Below are 15,107 nucleotides of genomic sequence, written 5' to 3' on the forward strand. Positions count from 1 at the left end.
GGGAACTAGTCGAGACTGTTGTGGATGGCGCTCATGAGCTCGCCGTTGGGCGTGTCGCCCGACAGCTCCCATGAGAACGCGCCGCGCAGGCCCTGGCTGTTGAGCCAGTCGACCTTGCCCGAGATGGTCTCCGGGGTGTCGTAGCTCCACCATTCGTTGCCGCACTTGGCGTAGGCGGTGCCGGCGACGGTGCCGGTGGCGGGGCATTCGGACTTGAGGATCTCGTAGTCCTCGATGCCGGCCTCATAGGCGCCCGGGGCGGCGCCGGTGGCCGATCCTCCCGGCTCCGCCTGGGTGACGCCGGTCCAGCCGCGGCCGTAGAAGCCGAAGCCGAGCAGCATCTTGTCCGCCGGGACGCCGAGCGATTTGAGCTTGGTGATCGCCGTCGAGGCGTTGAAGCCGGAGATCGGGATGCCGCTGTAGTCGTTCAGCGGCGAGTGCGGGGCGGTCGGTCCGTCGGTGTCCCAGGCGCCGAAGTAGTCGTAGGTCATGACCATGTAGAAGTCGACGTACTGCGCCGCCTCGCCGTAGCCGCCGAGGTCGATCTTGCCGCCGCTGGTGCCGTCGGCCGTGATCGCCGCGGTGACCAGCTCGTTCCCGAACTCCTCGCGCAGCGCCCGCATCAGCGCCGGGTAGGCGTCGGTGCCGCTGGAGTCGCAGGTGAGGCCGCAGGCGTTCGGGTACTCCCAGTCGATGTCGATGCCGTCGAAGACGCCGTCCCAGCGCGGGTCGTGGACGAGGTCGTAGCAGGACTGGGCGAAGGCGGCCGGGTTCTGCGCGGCCTGGCCGAAGCCACCGGAGTAGGTCCAGCCGCCGAAGGACCAGACGACCTCGATGTGCGGGTACATCTCCTTGAGCTTCTTGAGCTGGTTGAAGTTGCCTCGGAGCGGGTCGTCCCAGGCGTCGGCCACGCCGTCGACCGATTCGGCGGCGGTGTAGGCCTTCTCGATTGCCGCGAAGGAGTCGTCGAGCTTGCACTGTCCGTTCTGGACGTTGCCGAAGGCGTAGACGATGTGGGTGAGCTTCTCGGCCGAGCCGGAGGTGGCGATGTCCTTGACGTGGTAGTCGCGGCCGTAGACGCCCCACTCGGTGAAGTAGGCGACGTTGTACTGCTCGGTGGGCGGGTCGACCGGCCCGGGGTCGGTCGGGTCGTCGGTGGGTTCATCGGTGGGCTCGTCGGTGGGTTCGCCACCGCCTCCGCAGGCGCCGAGGGACTCCCACACGCCCCACTCGCCGGTGGTGCCGGGCTCCTCGTTGGTGGTCCACCACTTGGCGCGGTACTCGGTGCCGTTGTGGCTGACCTGGTCACCGCCGACGTAGACTGCGCTGGAGTCCCATGCCGTGGAACAGACCGTCTGGGCTCCGGCCGTGAAGGGGTTGGCGACGGCGACGATCGCGGCCGACGCGGCCACGGCCAGTGCCGCGGTGAGCGCGGCGATGAGCCGTCTGCTTCTGAGTCTCAATGCATCCTCCCAAAAGTAAAGAGACTTAATTGATAAGTATCTTTATCTTTACGACTCGACATTGGGAAGTCAAGAGGGCGGGAAGAAAAAGTTCAGCAGCCGCCAAAGCACCGATATGGGAGCGCGCCAATGGATTCCCGACCCTCGTCGCGGCTGGTGACGGGGTGGTCGCGTCAAGCCGCTTGTACGGCAGCGTTATTGTATTCGTGATGGCAGGCAGGGCCAGAGGGGCGGACCGGTTCACCGGTCCGCCCCTCATCGCACTGCGATTGCGCGCCAATAGTTCTGGGTCTCCGCTTGCACGTTGAACAGCAAGCAGGCGCACCGGCCGCGCGTGGCCCCGCATCCGCTCACCCGTGGCCGTAGACGATCCGGTGCGCCGCCTCGTGCGCGCGCCTGGTGAGGCGGCGGTAGTGGTTGAGGAACTCCTGGGTGTCGGAGCCGAATCCGAGAGTCTGGGCGAGCCCGGTCAGCTCGGGTCCGGAACGCGGCAGCTCGTCGCGCGGCACGCCGCGAGCCAACGTCATGTCGTTGCGCACGCGCGAGACGAACTCCCACGCCGAGCGCAGGTCTTCAAGGGACCCGACGTCGAGGTGGCCGGCCGCGGCGGCGGCCTCGAGGGCCGGGACGGTGCGGGTGGTGTGGAGCGCGACGTCCTCGCCGTGTTCGAGCTGGAGGAGCTGGGCGGACCACTCGATGTCGACCAGTCCCCCGCGCCCGAGCTTGGTGTGGCCGTTCGGGTCGGCACCGCGCGGGAGGCGTTCGGAGTCGACGCGGGCCTTGACGCGGCGGAACTCGATCCGCTCGGCGTCGGTCAGCCCGCCCGGCCGGTAGCGGACGGCGTCGGCCTCCTCGCGCCACTGGTCGAGCAGGTCCTCCTCGCCGGCGACGGCGCGGGCGCGCAGGAGCGCCTGGCGCTCCCACAGCCGGGCGCGCTCGGCGTAGTACCGCCCGTATGCGGCCAGGCTGGTCACGATCGGCCCGCCCTTGCCTTCGGGGCGCAGGCCGAGGTCGATCTCGACGGGCGGGTCGGCGGTGGGCGCGGCCAGGAGCGAGCGCACCGATTCGACGATGCGAGCGGCGGCCTTGCGGGAGGCATCGGAGTCACCATTGTGGATGAACACGACGTCGGCGTCGGAGCCGAAGCCGGTCTCCTTGCCGCCCAGACGCCCCATGCCGATGATCGCGATCGGCGGCGCGTCGGGCACGTCGCGGGAGGCGACGACGAGCGTGGCGTCGAGGACGGCGTCGGTGAGGTCGGACAGGGCCAGGCCCACCTGCTGGTCGTCCAGGAGGCCCAGGAGGTCGGCGGCGGCGATGCGGATGAGCTCGCGGCGCCGGATCGCCCGAATCGCGCCGACGGCGGCTGACGGTTCGGTGTGGCGGGCCGCGGCCTGGCGCATGCCGGAGGCGAGGTCGTCGCGGCCCTTCGGGGCCAGGTCGGCGTTGTCGGACAGGAACCGGAGCGACTGCGGCACGTGCAGCAGCAGGCTCGTGAAGTAGCGGGAGGTGCCCAGCAGCCGCGCCAGCCGTGTCGCGGCGGGGCCGCCGTCGCGCAGCAGCCGCAGGTACCAGGGGGTGGAGCCGAGCTTGTCGGAGACCTGCCGGTAGGCGAGCAGGCCGCGGTCGGGCTCGGGCGAGTCGGCGAGTTCGTGGAGGACGACGGGCAGGAGCGCGCGCTGGACGGTGGCGGTGCGGCCGATGCCGGCGGTGAGCTTGCGGATGTGGGTCAGCGCGCTGTCGGGGTCGGCGAAGCCGAGGACGGCCAGGCGTGAGGCGGCTTCGGACTCGGTCATGCGCAGCTCGTGGGTGGGCACGCGGGTGACGGCGTCGAGCAGGGGCTTGTAGAGCAGTTTCTCGTGCAGGCGGCGCGCGGTGGCGGCGTGGGCGCGCCAGGCGGTGAGGAAGCCCTCGTCGGTGGTGTAGCCGAGGCCGCGGGCGAGCTGGTGGAGGGGTTCGCCGCCGTCGGGGACGCGGTGGGTGCGCAGGAGCCGCTGGAGCTGGACGCGGTGCTCAACGGTGCGCAGGAAGACGTAGGTGTCGGTGAGGTCCTCGCCGTCGCGTCGGGCCAGGTAGCCGCCGGCGACGAGCACTTCGAGGGCCTCCAGCGTGGAGCGGACGCGCAGGGCGGGGTCGCCGCGGCCGTGGACGAGCTGGAGGAGCTGCACGGCGAACTCGATGTCCCGCAGGCCGCCGGGCCCGAGCTTGATCTCGTATTTCCGGTCGCCGCGCGGCACCGAGTCGGCGACCTTGCGGCGCATGTCGCGGATGTCCTCGACCACGCCGGGCCGGTTCGCGGCGCCCCAGATGAGCGGCTGCACGGCGGCGAGCCAGTCGAGGCCGAGCTGGAGGTCCCCGGCGGCGGGCCGGGCCTTGAGCAGGGCCTGGAACTCCCAGGTGCGGGCCCAGTCGCGCAGGTAGCTGAGATAGGAGTCGACGGTGCGCACGAGCGCGCCGTGGCGGCCCTCGGGCCGCAGCGCGGCGTCGACCGGCCAGGTGGCGGGGCCGACGATCTGGATCATGCGGGCGGCCTGGCGGGTGGCGAGGCCGAGGTCGCCGTCGGCGACGAACACGACGTCGACGTCGGAGACGTAGTTGAGCTCTTCGGCACCGGTCTTGCCCATGGCGATCACGGCCAGGCGCGCCTCCCCGGGCAGTTCGGCGCGGGCGAGCTCCAGACCGCGGTCGATGACGGCGTCGGCCAGACGGCTGAGCGCGCCGGAGGTGGCGGGCAGATCGGCCTCGCCGGTGAGGTCGGCGGCGCCGATGCGCAGCAGGTTCGCCTTCCATGCGAAGGCGAGTTCGGTCGCGTCCGCGATCCTGACGCGCGTCAGACCCGTCTCCTCGTCCTCGATCAGGGCCGCCTCGACGTGGGGGTGCGCGCGGATGAAGTCGCCCAGGGCGTTGCTGGCCTCGATCACCGCCAGGCGCGCGGCGTCGAGCTCAGGCATCGACCACCGGCAGCGCTCGGCGTTGGCCCGACACGGTCCGCGCGAAGCGCTGCATGATCGGCTTCCAGGTCTCGACGATGTGCTCGTCGACCTCGCGGGCCTTGTCCAACGCCGGATCCTCGAAGGCCCCGAGCTCGGCGAGCCGGTCGGCGGCGAGTTCGAAGTGCGGCTGCACGCCCCAGGCCCATTCGCCGATGCGGAAGACGTCCTGCGAGCCGTACGGGGAGGCGGCCAGCAGCATCGCCGCTTCGGGAAGCCGCGCGATCTCCTTGTCCCTCCAGCAGATCACATCGATCGTCATGGGCGCGGGCCCGAACAGCGGATCGCGGCCGGCCGCGTCCCGCTTGGCCAGCATCCTCGGGCCCTGGGGCGCCTCGGATCGCTCGAGCTCGCCGCCGAACGCGGCGGCGAGCATCTGCGCCGACGAGCCCAGCGCGAACGTGGGGGTCGAGTCGGCCACGGCGCACTCGAGCAGGCCGGTGAGCTCCTCGGCCCAGTCCCAGCTGCGGGTGCCGCCGAGCGCGATGAGCGCGTCGTGTCCGCCCGCGCTCCTCGGAACGGCCTCGCCGGCGTGCGGGCGCACGACGTCGAAGTCCATGCCCGCCTCGGCGAGCCAGTCGGCGGCGCGAGCGAGCCCCAGGGCCGGGTCGTTCTCAATGACGAGTGCGATGGTCACCGTCCCATGTTAAACGGTCACAAATTGATGTACCTGCGCCGCTCGAACGGGGTGACCTGCGTGCGGTAGTCCTCCCACTCGCTGCGCTTGTTCTTGAGGAAGTAGTCGAAGACGTGCTCGCCGAGCACCTCCGGCACGAGGTCGGAGGCCTCCATCGCGTCCAAGGCCTCGGCCAGCGAGGACGGCAGCGGCTGGTAGCCGGCGGCGACCCGCTCGGCGTTGGTGAGCGCCGAGACGTCGTCCTCGGTGCCCGAAGGCAGCTCGTAGCCCTCCTCGATGCCCTTGAGGCCGGCGCCGAGCATGACCGCGTAGGCCAGGTACGGGTTCGCCGCCGAGTCGAGCGAGCGGATCTCGACGCGCGCCGAGTTCGGCTTGCCGTAGACGGGCACGCGCACCAGCGCGGAGCGGTTGGCCTTGCCCCAGGAGACGTACGAGGGCGCCTCGGAGATCTGGCCGGGCTGCGGGCTGGAGTACAGGCGCTTGTAGGAGTTGACCCACTGGCAGGTGATCGCCGTGAACTCCGGCGCGTGGCGCAGGAGCCCGGCGATGAACGCCTTGGCGGTCTTGGAGAGCCGCTGCTCGTCGCCCGGGTCGTGGAACGCGTTGTCCTCGCCCTCGAACAGCGACATGTGGCTGTGCATGCCCGAGCCGGGCTGGTCCGAGAACGGCTTGGGCATGAACGAGGCGGTCACGCCGGAGGTCAGCGCGACCTCCTTGACGATGTGCCGGAACGTCATGATGTTGTCGGCGGTGGTCAGCGCGTCGGCGTAGCGCAGGTCGATCTCCTGCTGGCCGGGCGCGACCTCGTGGTGGCTGAACTCGACGGAGATGCCGACGCGTTCGAGCGCGAGGATCGCCTGGCGGCGGAAGTCCCGGGCGACCGAGTGCGTGGTGTGGTCGAAGTAGCCGCCCTGGTCGACCGGCTTCGGGTTCTCGCTGCCGTCTTCGAGCAGGAAGAACTCGATCTCGGGGTGGACGTAGTAGGTGAATCCCCGGTCGGCCGCCTTCGACAGGGCCCGGCGCAGCACGTGGCGCGGGTCGGCCCACGACGGGGCGCCCTCGGGGGTCAGGATGTCGCAGAACATGCGCGCCGACTCGCCGATGCCGCGGCCCTCGAACGGAAAGACCTGGAACGTGGTCGGGTCGGGCATGGCCACCATGTCGGACTCGTAGACGCGCGCGAAGCCCTCGATCGCGGAACCGTCGAAGCCGATGCCCTCCTCGAAGGCCGACTCGAGTTCCGCCGGGGCCACGCTGACGGATTTCAGCGTGCCGAGCACGTCGGTGAACCACAGCCGGACGAACCGGATGTCGCGCTCTTCGAGCGTGCGGAGCACGAACTCCTTCTGCCGTTCCATGGTGCGTTTCCTCTCGGTCCTGGGGCGGCAAGTATCTCACTCGATTATGTCGCCGACGTTAACCCGGCCAGATGGGAATCCGAACGTGAGATCGGTACATTGGTGAGCGTGTTCTCAGGGACTGTTGCGCAGATGTGGCGCTGGCCGGTCAAGAGCCTTCGCGGCGAAGCGGTGCGCTCGGCCGTGATCGACAAGGACGGCATGGCCGGCGACCGCGTGCTCGAGGTGTTCCGGGCGGGCACGGGCGAGCAGTTGTGGGGCGGCTCTCACCCTCGGCTGATGGAGTGGGAGGCGGCCTGGCCGGCCCAATGCGGCTCCGCGGACGGGACCGGCGACGCGCCGGTCGTGTACGAGCCGAGCGGCGGCGCCTGGTCGGCCGACGACCCGGGGCTGCCGGCCGCGATGGCCGCCGACCTCGGCGTGGACGGCATCGAGCTGCGCGAGCACGAGCGGAGCTCCGGGCGCATCCTGGTGATCTTCGAGGCCGGTCTGCGGCGCCTGTCCGAGCAGATGGGCCGCGAGATCGAAGCCGAGCGGTTCCGGCCGAACGTGATGATCGCCGCCGACGCGGAGCCCTACGCCGAGGCCGAGTACGAGCGCGGCATGACGATCCGGCTGGGCGGCCACGACTTCGCCCTGCAGAAGCAGTGCGAGCGGTGCGTGCTCCCCAGCTGGGACCCGCACGGCCGCGTCCGCGACAAGGAACTGCACAAGCACATCGTCAAGGGGCTCGGCAACCACTTCGGCCTCTACCTCACCACCGACGCGATGGCGACGATCGGCGTCGGCGACGAGGTCACCGGGACGCCCTGAGCCGGGGATCGGTCGGCTCAGGGCGCATATTCAGCTTATGTCGCCCCGGCGACAGCTTCGGTACGCCGCCCCGGTGATTTCACGTCCCGTTGCGGCGCAATGCTTCTCAGGCGACGCGCTCGGCGGTCCAGCGGTGGATGAACGGGTAGAGCTCCTCGATGGATGAGCCCGACGCGTCGGCCTGGGGCCACGGCCGCCCGAAATGGTCGATATAGGCGGTGGTGCAGCCGCGCTCGACGGCCGGGGCGAGGTCGTTCACCGGGATGTCGCCGACGCTCAGCAGCGAGGAGGGCTCGCGTCCCTCCAGCAGGCGGTCGAGGACCGCGCCGAGCCCTTCGGGCTTGGCCGCGTCGCCGATGACCTCGTCGAACAGGCCCTCCAGCTTAATCTGCGAGAGGATCGCGTCGAGGCCGTCGAGCGGCGCGTTGGTGACCAGCACCGTCTCGACGCCCCTCGGCAGATCCCACAGGAGCTCGCGGAGCCCCTCGGGCGAACGCAGCGGGAACTTCCCGGCGGCCATCCCGGCGCGGGCGGCCAGGTAGGCCTCGGCGCGGATCTCCTCCTCGACGCCGAACTCCGCGGCCAGGCGCCGCACGGCGTTGTACGGGTCGAGGGCGTCGAACGTCGAGGCGGTGGTCGGCCGGCCCTTGCAGAACGAGGCGTGGGCGGCGAGGAATTCGCGCTCGTCGTCCAAGTGGAGGACGGCGGCCACGCGGCGGGCGTAGTCGTAGGCGGGCTCGTCCCCGAGGCAGACGGTGCCGTCGAAGTCGAAGAGAATGATCGCGTCAGAGGTCACGTGCGCACCCTACGCGAGTCGTCGCCCCTCCCCTAGAGGAAGGCGACGACACTCACGCGACTTATTCGAAACTGTGCTCTTCAGCGGGAAAAGCCCCGCTGCGGACCTCGTCGGCGAAGGCCTTGGCCGCGCCTTGGAGGACGTCGGCGACCTCGGCGTAGCGCTTGACGAAGCGCGGCGCGCGGCCCCGCCGCATCCCCGCCATGTCCTGCCAGACGAGCACCTGCGCATCGGTCTCCGGGCCGGCCCCGATCCCGATCGTGGGGATCGCGAGCCGCTTGGTGATCTCGGCGGCCACGGGGGCCGTGACCATCTCCAGGACCACGGCGAACGCCCCGGCCTCGGCGACGGCGTGCGCATCGGCCTCGACCTCGGCGGCCTGGGCGTCGCGGCCCTGGACGCGGTAGCCGCCCACGGCGTGCTCGCTCTGCGGGGTGAAGCCGACGTGGCCCACCACGGGGATGCCGGCGTCGACCAGAGCCCGGATCTGGCTCGACATGCGGCGCCCGCCTTCGAGCTTGACGGCGTGCGCGCCGGCCTTCATGAACCGGACGGCGGTCTCCAAAGCCTGGGCCGGACCGGCCTCATAGGACCCGAAGGGCAGGTCGGCGACGACCAGGGCCCGCTCGGTGGAGCGGGCGACGGCCGCCACGAGCGGGACGAGCTCGTCGACGGTGACGGGGATGGTGGTGTCGTAGCCGTAGACGTTGTTCGCGGCGGAGTCGCCGACGAGGAGGGCCGGGATGCCGGCCTCGTCGAACAGCGACGCGGTGTACGTGTCGTAGGAGGTGAGCATCGCCCACTTCTCGCCGCGCTCCTTGGCTTCGACGAGGTGGCGCGCCCGCACTCGCTTGACGGTCTTGCCCGGCCCGTACAGGCTCGGGACCTCGTCGGGGGCATCGGTTCGAGACATCATCGTGCTCCTGCATCTCCTCGTGGCCGGCCATCACCGGTCCCCGGGCATCGCGCTGGACTGACTGTCGGCTCGCAAGCCGCTGGAGCAACCAGCGGCTCGCGAGCTTCACCGATTCGAGACTAACGCTCATCGATGTCCATGTCACTCGGCGAGCGTGTCGTGTGACAAACTCCCCGTCCCCATCCCCCTGAAGTGATTGGTGATCGGCAGTCGCCGGTCGCGGCCGAACGACTTCTTCGAGATCTTGGTGCCCGGCGCGGACTGGCGGCGCTTGTACTCGGCCCCGTCGACCAGATTGGCGACGCGGCCCACCAGCTCGGCCGGGTAGCCCTGCTTGATGAGGTCCTCGCGTCCGGCGTCGCCGTCGACGTAGGCCAGGAGCATCGGGTCGAGCAGCGCGTACTCCGGCAGCGAGTCGGAGTCCTTCTGGCCGGGGCGCAGCTCGGCGCTCGGGGGCTTGAGGATGATGTTCTCGGGGATCGGCTCGGTCTCGCCGAGCTGCTTGGCGTGCTCGTTGCGCCAGGAGGCGAGCTCGTAGACGAGGGTCTTGGGGACGTCCTTGATGGGCGCGAAGCCGCCGCAGGAGTCGCCGTAGAGGGTGGAGTAGCCCACGGCGTACTCGCTCTTGTTGCCCGCGGCGAGGACGAGGTGGCCGTGCTGGTTGGACAGGGACATCCAGATGACGCCCCTGACGCGCGCCTGGAGGTTCTCCAGCGCGAGGCCCGAGAGCGAGATCTCCGTGAGGTAGGCGTCGACGATGGACTGGATCGGCTCCACGATGTGGTGGACGCCGCAGCGTTCGGCCAGGTCGGCGGCGTCGTCGACGGAGTGCTGCGAGGAGTACTGGCTGGGGTTGGCGACGGTCCAGACGTTCTCGGCCCCGACCGCGTCGCGGGCGAGGACGGCGGTGACGGCCGAGTCGATGCCGCCGGACAGGCCCAGCAGGACCGACTTGAAGCCGTTCTTGCGGACGTAGTCGCCCAGGCCGAGGCGCAGGGCCTCCCAGACTTCCTCGTGGCGGCCGAGGTCGGGGGCGAAGTCCGGCTCGACGCGGTCCTTCGGGACCGGACCGGTGTCGGAGAGGACGTGCCGGCGGACGCTCATGCTGCCGGTCGAAGCGCGGTCCGCCTCGTCGGCGCGCTCGGCGCCCTGGGGCAGGTCGAGGTCGGCGATGAGCAGCTCGGTCCGGAAGCGGGGGGCGCTGGCGATGACCTCGAAGTTCGAGTCGACGACCATCGAGCCGCCGTCGAAGACCAGTTCGTCCTGGCCGCCGACGATGTTGACGTAGGCGATCGGGGTGTCGATCTGGGCGGCGCGGTTGAACAGGAGCTTGCGGCGCTCGTCCTGCTTGCCCTGCTCGTAGGGGGAGGCGTTGATGTTGACGACGAGGCCGGCCCCGGCTTCGGCGGCGGTCGTGAACGGGACGCCCTCCTGCCAGAGGTCTTCGCAGATGGTGAAGGCCACGTCGACGCCGTTGATGCGGGCGAGGTGCAGTTCGTGGCCGGAGACGAAGTAGCGATCTTCGTCGAACACACCGTAGTTCGGAAGATGGTGCTTGTAGTAGCGGAAGAGGACCTTGCCGTCCTGGAGGAGCGCAAGTGCATTGCGAATGCCGTGTCCGTGGGGGTTGCCGAGGGGGCCGTCGGCGTCGAGGTAGCCGACGGCGACGGGGAGGGCGCCGTTGCCGTCCTCGGCGAGCTCGGCGGCGAGTCGCTCGAGACGGGCGCGGCTGGCGTCGACGAAGGAGTGGCGGAGCGCGAGGTCTTCGACGGGGTAGCCGGTGAGGGCCTGCTCCCCGGCGGCGAGGAGATGCGCGCCGGCCTCGGAGGCGGCGGTGGCGGCGCGGCGGATGAGGGCGGCGTTGGCGTCGAGGTCGCCTACGGTCGGGTTGTCCTGGGCGAGTGCGATACGGAGCGTCGGCATGCAGCCATTGTTCCCCGTTCGACCGCCGGGCGTCATCTGACCATGAGAATGACGCTCAGGATCAAGCCGTAGACGATGATGGCGATGCGCAGCGGCCGGTCGGGGATCTTCACGAAGAGGCGGGAGCCGATGTAGCCGCCGACGAACGTGGCCGGGACGAGGATGCCGATGGCCCACCAGGCGACGTCGGCGAAGAAGCCGTAGACGATCGAGGTGACGACGCCGACGATGAAGGTGCAGAAGTTCTTGAGGGCGCCGATGCGGGCGAGCTTCTCGGTCAGGCTCATGGCGATGACGGCGATGAGGACCAGGCCGAGCGCCGCGTTGAAGTAGGCGCCGTAGAGGCACCCGATGCCGACGCCGATGTGCAGGGCGACCGGGTGCAGCTCCCGGCCGCCGTTGAGGGCGGTGACCTTGCGGTTGACCCAGGGGCCGACGGCCATGAGCAGCGTGGCGGCCAGGACCAGGAACGGCACCAGGTTCTCGAAGACGGCGTGCGAGGTGTTGAGCAGCAGGATCGTGCCGGCGAGGGCGGTGATGACGGCCGTGGGGATCAGCCCGAGCGCACGGCGGCCTTGGTCGCGGAGGTTCTCGCGGGAGCCGAAGGCGGCGGCGGCGTAGGCGGGGGCGACGGCGATGCCGTTGGTGGCGTTGGCGTGCAGCGGGGGGACGCCGACGGCGATGAGCGTCGGGTAGGTGACGAGGGATCCGCCGCCCGCGACGGCGTTGAGCGCGCCCGCGACGAGTCCGGCGAGCAGCAATCCGGAGACCTGGAGCAGAATCATGGCGCCGACAGCGTACGCTTGAACGCTGGGACGAGTCGGCCAGGCGGTCGCGGCAGTGACGGGTTCCGTCACTGCCGAGGAACGTCCGGACTCCACAGGGCAGGGTGGTTGCTAACGGCAACCCGGGGTGACCCGCGGGAAAGTGCCACAGAAAGCAGACCGCCGGCTTCGGCCGGTAAGGGTGAAACGGTGGTGTAAGAGACCACCAGCGCCACCGGTGACGGTGGCGGCTCGGTAAACCCCACCCGGAGCAAGGTCAAGAGGAGCCGCGAGGCTCTGCGCGAAGGTTCGAGGGCGGCCCGCCCGAACCCCCAGGGGTGCCTTCGCGGGTAGACCGCTCGAGCGCGTCGGCGACGGCGCGCCTAGATGGATGGCCGCTCAACGACAGAATCCGGCGTACCGGCCGACTCGTCCCCCACCGTCGACCGCGGTCGAGCCGGTCTGCCAGCGGACTCATGAGCGGTCGCCCGCGGTTCCGGGCCTGCGATCGCACCTCCGTCCGTCGCCGCCGCTCAAGGGAACAGGCGCTTCGAAGCCTGGTGAGGGGCGGTCTGGTTCGCGTGCCGATGAATGCTCCACGCCCGAATCGTCAACATAGGTACCGCACATTGGGCTTGCAATCTCCGTGGAAGGAACCGCATCATGCGCGTCATCGTCGCCGGACCGGTCTATGTCGACCCCGCCCAGCGGGATCGATTCATCGAGGGCCACCGTGCCTTGGTCGAACGGGCACGCAGTTCCCCGGGCTGTCTCGACGTGTCGATCTCGCCCGATTCGCTCGAGGCCGGGCGGGTGAACCTCTTCGAGTACTGGGAATCGAGGGAGACGCTGGAGGCGTGGCGCGCGAGGGCACCGAGGCCTTCGACCGACGTGGCCATCGACAGTGTCGACGTGTCGAAGCACGATGTCGCGCGCTCCGGGCCGCCCTTCGACTGAGCTGCCGCCCGATCCTGGGCGTGTACGGCTCCGTCGATGGCTCCTGCGCCATGGCGCGGCATCGGACTGGAGCCGGGACGGTGACGCTTGGACGTTCACCGTCAGGGAGGGCGTCACCTTCCACGATGGGACCGAGCTGACGGCCGAGGCGGTCGCGACTTCGCTGCTCGTCGCCGCTCAGGCGGCCAGCGCGTCAACATCGCCGGGGCGCTCCCCTGCCAGCCGCGCCTGCTCGTCCTCGACGAGCCCGCGAACGCGCTCGACCCGAGCCTGCGCGAGGGCGTCCTCGGCCTTCTGCGCGCGCTCCAGGACCGGCTCGGCCTGGGATACCTGTTCATCTGCCACGACCGGTCGCTGGTGCGCGGCTTCGCGCACCGTGTCGCGGTCATGAGCGGGGCCGGATCGTCGGGTCCGGACCGGCGTCCGAGGTGCGGTCCCTCGCCGCCCGATAGGGTGTGCCGGTGACTCCCTCTGTGCAGCGGCGCAAGGCGCCCTTGGTCCGCAGGGCGATCGGCCTGGTCTTCTACAGCCTGCCGCATCAGCTGCGGCGCAGGATCGTGCGGATCGCGACGCCCACCTACACGCTCGGTTCGGTCGTGCTGGTCATGGACGAGGCCCGGGAGCGGTTGCTGATGCTGCGGCAGCCTCCGGGCCGGCGCTGGTCCCTTCCGGCGGGTCTGCTGAACCGCCGGGAGGAGCCGATCGAGGGCGCCCGCCGCGAGCTGCTCGAGGAGACCGGCATCGAGGCCGAGCTCGACGAGCTCGCCCCGGCGAATCCGTGTGCGGTGGTCCATACCGACGGCCGCTGGGTGGACAACGTCTTCCGCCTGGTGCGCGACCCGGCCTCGACGCAGATCATCGTCGACGGCCATGAGGTGTGGGACGCGGCCTGGCACCCGGTCGACGACCTGCCGGAAGTCACTCGGGCCACCGCGAAGCTCCTGGCTCACTATGGGATCGGGCCCGGCGCCGAATAACGGAAAGGGCCAGGCGATGCGCCCGGCCCTTTCCTCATGTCCTGCCTACTGGGGGCCGATCTTCCGGGTGCCCGTGTAGTACTCGAACGTCAGGCCGCCTGTGGAGAACAGCAGCGCCACGCCGCCGGCGACCATGAGCCACGGCAGCCAGAACACGACGCCGAGGCCCGCGAGGACGGCAGCCGCGCCCAGGCCCAGCGGCCAGTACGAGCCGGGGCTGAAGAAGCCGACCTCGCCGGAGATGTCGGAGATCTCGCCGTCGGGGCGGTCCTCCGGGCGCGGGTCGATGCGCCGGGAGATCACCCAGAACACGAGCCAGATCATGCCGGTCAGGAAGCCGGAGAAGGCGAAGGCTATGGTGCCGACCCACTCGATCTCACCGGTCCGGCCGTAGGCCGGGTTGTCGTTGACCCACGTCGACCAGGCGTAGATGCCGGAGAAGACGAACATCGCGACCGTGACGATGGCGAACAGCTTGTACTCGGTCTTCATGCTTCGTGCTCCCTAGCTCGCTTCGCCCGAGTTCGGGTCGGTGTTGAAGGTGTTCGTGGTCGTCGAGTACGGCTCCTGACCGATCGACTCGAGCGCCTCGGGGGTCGAGGCGCCGTCGACGCGGGCGTCGACGAATGCCTCGTAGTCCTCGGGCGAGACGACGCGCATCTCGAAGTTCATGAACGCGTGGTAGGTGCCGCACAACTCGGCGCAGCGGCCGACGTAGGCGCCCTCGGTGTTGAAGTCGACCTCGAAGCTGGATTCCTGGTTGTCGCTGCCGGGGAACACGTCCCGCTTGAACAGCAGGTCGGGGACCCAGAAGGAGTGGATGACGTCCTCGGAGTGCACCACGAAGCGGACGTCTTCCTGGTTGGGCACCACGACGATCGGGACGTACTCCGAGTCGCCGATCTCCTGGACCGGTTCGCCCTCGGCGGTCTCGATCGGCTCGCAGTTCTCGTCGGCGTAGGTGAACTGCCAGTTCCACTTGAAGGCGGTGACATCGGTACAGGCTGTCGGCGTCTCGCTCATGTAGGTGACCTCGTCCTGCACGATCACCGTGAAGTAGAAGAGGACGCCGATGAGGATGAACGGCAGGCCCGTGAAGGTGAGCTCGGCGGGCAGGTTGTACTTCGTCTGCGGCGGCAGGGCCTGCTCTTCGAGGCGCTTCTGCTCGGGGAGCTTGCTGTCGCGCTTGCGGTAGGCGACGACGCACCAGAACGTCAGGCCCCAGACGATGACGCCGACGGCGAGAGCGGCGACGACCGAGCCGATCCACAGGTCCATCATCATCTGTGATTGTTCGGTCGGGGTCGTCCTCGGCCAGCCGAAGTGAAGGGTCTCTTCCAGGCTGCACCCGGCGAGCGCGACTGGCAGCAGCGCGACGAGTCCGGTGAGACCTATGGCGCGGCGGGAGCGGCCGCGAGATTCCCGGGACGGTTTTCCGACCACCTGTCTCATGCCTTTCTGAGCGCTTGGCTGCGGGACCGCCGCCGGGCAGGCGACGCCACGCAGATCTAAC

14 protein-coding genes, 1 other RNA gene and 1 pseudogene are annotated in these 15,107 nt (G+C 69.9%); 5 read left to right on the top strand and 11 right to left on the bottom strand.

Features of this window, described 5'->3' with window-relative positions; genetic code table 11:
- Positions 1–5: 5 nt before the first annotated feature.
- From ACYVK3_RS00210 to ACYVK3_RS00225, 4 genes are all read right to left on the bottom strand, one after another.
- Positions 6–1,463, bottom strand: coding sequence for a glycosyl hydrolase family 18 protein (locus ACYVK3_RS00210; protein ID WP_460495224.1), 1,458 nt, complete (start codon positions 1,461–1,463; stop codon positions 6–8).
- A 350-nt stretch (positions 1,464–1,813) separates the two neighbouring features.
- Positions 1,814–4,414 (bottom strand): bifunctional [glutamine synthetase] adenylyltransferase/[glutamine synthetase]-adenylyl-L-tyrosine phosphorylase, encoded by a 2,601-nt coding sequence (locus ACYVK3_RS00215; RefSeq protein WP_460495225.1) that lies wholly within the window; start codon positions 4,412–4,414, stop codon positions 1,814–1,816.
- Positions 4,407–5,090: a type 1 glutamine amidotransferase gene (locus ACYVK3_RS00220; protein WP_460495226.1), complete on the bottom strand. Its 684-nt coding sequence runs from the start codon at positions 5,088–5,090 to the stop codon at positions 4,407–4,409. The genes ACYVK3_RS00215 and ACYVK3_RS00220 overlap by 8 nt, the downstream gene beginning before the upstream one ends.
- A 17-nt stretch (positions 5,091–5,107) precedes the next feature.
- Positions 5,108–6,448 (bottom strand): glutamine synthetase family protein, encoded by a 1,341-nt coding sequence (locus tag ACYVK3_RS00225; protein ID WP_460495227.1) that lies wholly within the window; start codon positions 6,446–6,448, stop codon positions 5,108–5,110.
- Between the two features lie 108 nt (positions 6,449–6,556).
- Here ACYVK3_RS00225 and ACYVK3_RS00230 point away from each other — a divergent pair, with 108 nt between their 5' ends.
- Positions 6,557–7,261 (top strand): MOSC domain-containing protein, encoded by a 705-nt coding sequence (locus ACYVK3_RS00230; protein ID WP_460495228.1) that lies wholly within the window; start codon positions 6,557–6,559, stop codon positions 7,259–7,261.
- 106 nt (positions 7,262–7,367) lie between these two features.
- Here the strand turns inward: ACYVK3_RS00230 and ACYVK3_RS00235 are convergent, their stop codons facing one another.
- The 4 genes from ACYVK3_RS00235 to ACYVK3_RS00250 all read right to left on the bottom strand — a co-directional run bounded on the left by ACYVK3_RS00235 (position 7,368) and on the right by ACYVK3_RS00250 (position 11,681).
- Entirely contained in the window at positions 7,368–8,057 is a 690-nt protein-coding gene (locus ACYVK3_RS00235; protein WP_460495229.1) for an HAD family hydrolase, read from the bottom strand.
- Positions 8,058–8,118: 61 nt separating this feature from the next.
- The gene (gene panB / locus ACYVK3_RS00240; protein WP_460495588.1) at positions 8,119–8,970 is read right to left on the bottom strand and encodes a 3-methyl-2-oxobutanoate hydroxymethyltransferase; all 852 of its coding nucleotides are present in this window, start codon (positions 8,968–8,970) and stop codon (positions 8,119–8,121) included.
- 144 nt (positions 8,971–9,114) lie between these two features.
- Positions 9,115–10,896, bottom strand: a complete 1,782-nt coding sequence (locus ACYVK3_RS00245; protein ID WP_460495230.1) for an NAD(+) synthetase — start codon at positions 10,894–10,896, stop codon at positions 9,115–9,117.
- 32 nt (positions 10,897–10,928) lie between these two features.
- The gene (locus ACYVK3_RS00250) at positions 10,929–11,681 is read right to left on the bottom strand and encodes a sulfite exporter TauE/SafE family protein (protein WP_460495231.1); all 753 of its coding nucleotides are present in this window, start codon (positions 11,679–11,681) and stop codon (positions 10,929–10,931) included.
- A 31-nt stretch (positions 11,682–11,712) separates the two neighbouring features.
- On the opposite strand from ACYVK3_RS00250, the gene rnpB reads away from it, so the two are divergent.
- The 3 genes and pseudogenes from rnpB to ACYVK3_RS00265 all read left to right on the top strand — a co-directional run.
- Positions 11,713–12,096, top strand: an RNA gene (gene rnpB / locus ACYVK3_RS00255) — RNase P RNA component class A.
- Between the two features lie 227 nt (positions 12,097–12,323).
- Positions 12,324–12,617, top strand: coding sequence for a putative quinol monooxygenase (locus ACYVK3_RS00260; protein ID WP_460495232.1), 294 nt, complete (start codon positions 12,324–12,326; stop codon positions 12,615–12,617).
- Positions 12,586–12,762 (top strand): annotated as a pseudogene (locus ACYVK3_RS00265) (ABC transporter substrate-binding protein); the annotation flags it as partial. The gene ACYVK3_RS00260 and the pseudogene ACYVK3_RS00265, both read left to right, overlap by 32 nt.
- 32 nt (positions 12,763–12,794) lie before the next feature.
- Here the strand turns inward: ACYVK3_RS00265 and ACYVK3_RS00270 are convergent.
- Positions 12,795–12,962 (bottom strand): hypothetical protein, encoded by a 168-nt coding sequence (locus ACYVK3_RS00270; RefSeq protein ID WP_460495609.1) that lies wholly within the window; start codon positions 12,960–12,962, stop codon positions 12,795–12,797.
- Between the two features lie 116 nt (positions 12,963–13,078).
- Here ACYVK3_RS00270 and ACYVK3_RS00275 point away from each other — a divergent pair, with 116 nt between their 5' ends.
- A complete protein-coding gene (locus ACYVK3_RS00275) occupies positions 13,079–13,594 on the top strand; it encodes an NUDIX hydrolase (protein WP_460495233.1) in 516 nt (171 codons plus the stop codon).
- Between the two features lie 45 nt (positions 13,595–13,639).
- Here ACYVK3_RS00275 and ACYVK3_RS00280 read toward each other — a convergent pair whose 3' ends face one another.
- Together ACYVK3_RS00280 and ctaC are read right to left on the bottom strand one after the other, a co-directional pair.
- Entirely contained in the window at positions 13,640–14,086 is a 447-nt protein-coding gene (locus tag ACYVK3_RS00280) for a cytochrome c oxidase subunit 4 (protein WP_460495234.1), read from the bottom strand.
- Between the two features lie 12 nt (positions 14,087–14,098).
- Complete coding sequence (gene ctaC, locus ACYVK3_RS00285) at positions 14,099–15,037, bottom strand: aa3-type cytochrome oxidase subunit II (RefSeq protein ID WP_460495235.1); 939 nt, start codon at positions 15,035–15,037, stop codon at positions 14,099–14,101.
- Between the last annotated feature and the right edge of the window lie 70 nt (positions 15,038–15,107).

It is taken from the genome of Glycomyces tarimensis (assembly GCF_054776215.1).

Excerpts from the sequence above, each read along its gene's own strand:
- ACYVK3_RS00215 (WP_460495225.1), bottom strand. The coding sequence starts at position 4,414 with ATGCCTGAGCTCGACGCCGCGCGCCTGGCGGTGATCGAGGCCAGCAAC.
- ACYVK3_RS00225 (WP_460495227.1), bottom strand. The coding sequence starts at position 6,448 with ATGGAACGGCAGAAGGAGTTCGTGCTCCGCACGCTCGAAGAGCGCGAC.
- panB (WP_460495588.1), bottom strand. The coding sequence starts at position 8,970 with ATGTCTCGAACCGATGCCCCCGACGAGGTCCCGAGCCTGTACGGGCCG.
- ACYVK3_RS00245 (WP_460495230.1), bottom strand. The coding sequence starts at position 10,896 with ATGCCGACGCTCCGTATCGCACTCGCCCAGGACAACCCGACCGTAGGC.
- ACYVK3_RS00250 (WP_460495231.1), bottom strand. The coding sequence starts at position 11,681 with ATGATTCTGCTCCAGGTCTCCGGATTGCTGCTCGCCGGACTCGTCGCG.
- ACYVK3_RS00260 (WP_460495232.1), top strand. The coding sequence starts at position 12,324 with ATGCGCGTCATCGTCGCCGGACCGGTCTATGTCGACCCCGCCCAGCGG.
- ACYVK3_RS00280 (WP_460495234.1), bottom strand. The coding sequence starts at position 14,086 with ATGAAGACCGAGTACAAGCTGTTCGCCATCGTCACGGTCGCGATGTTC.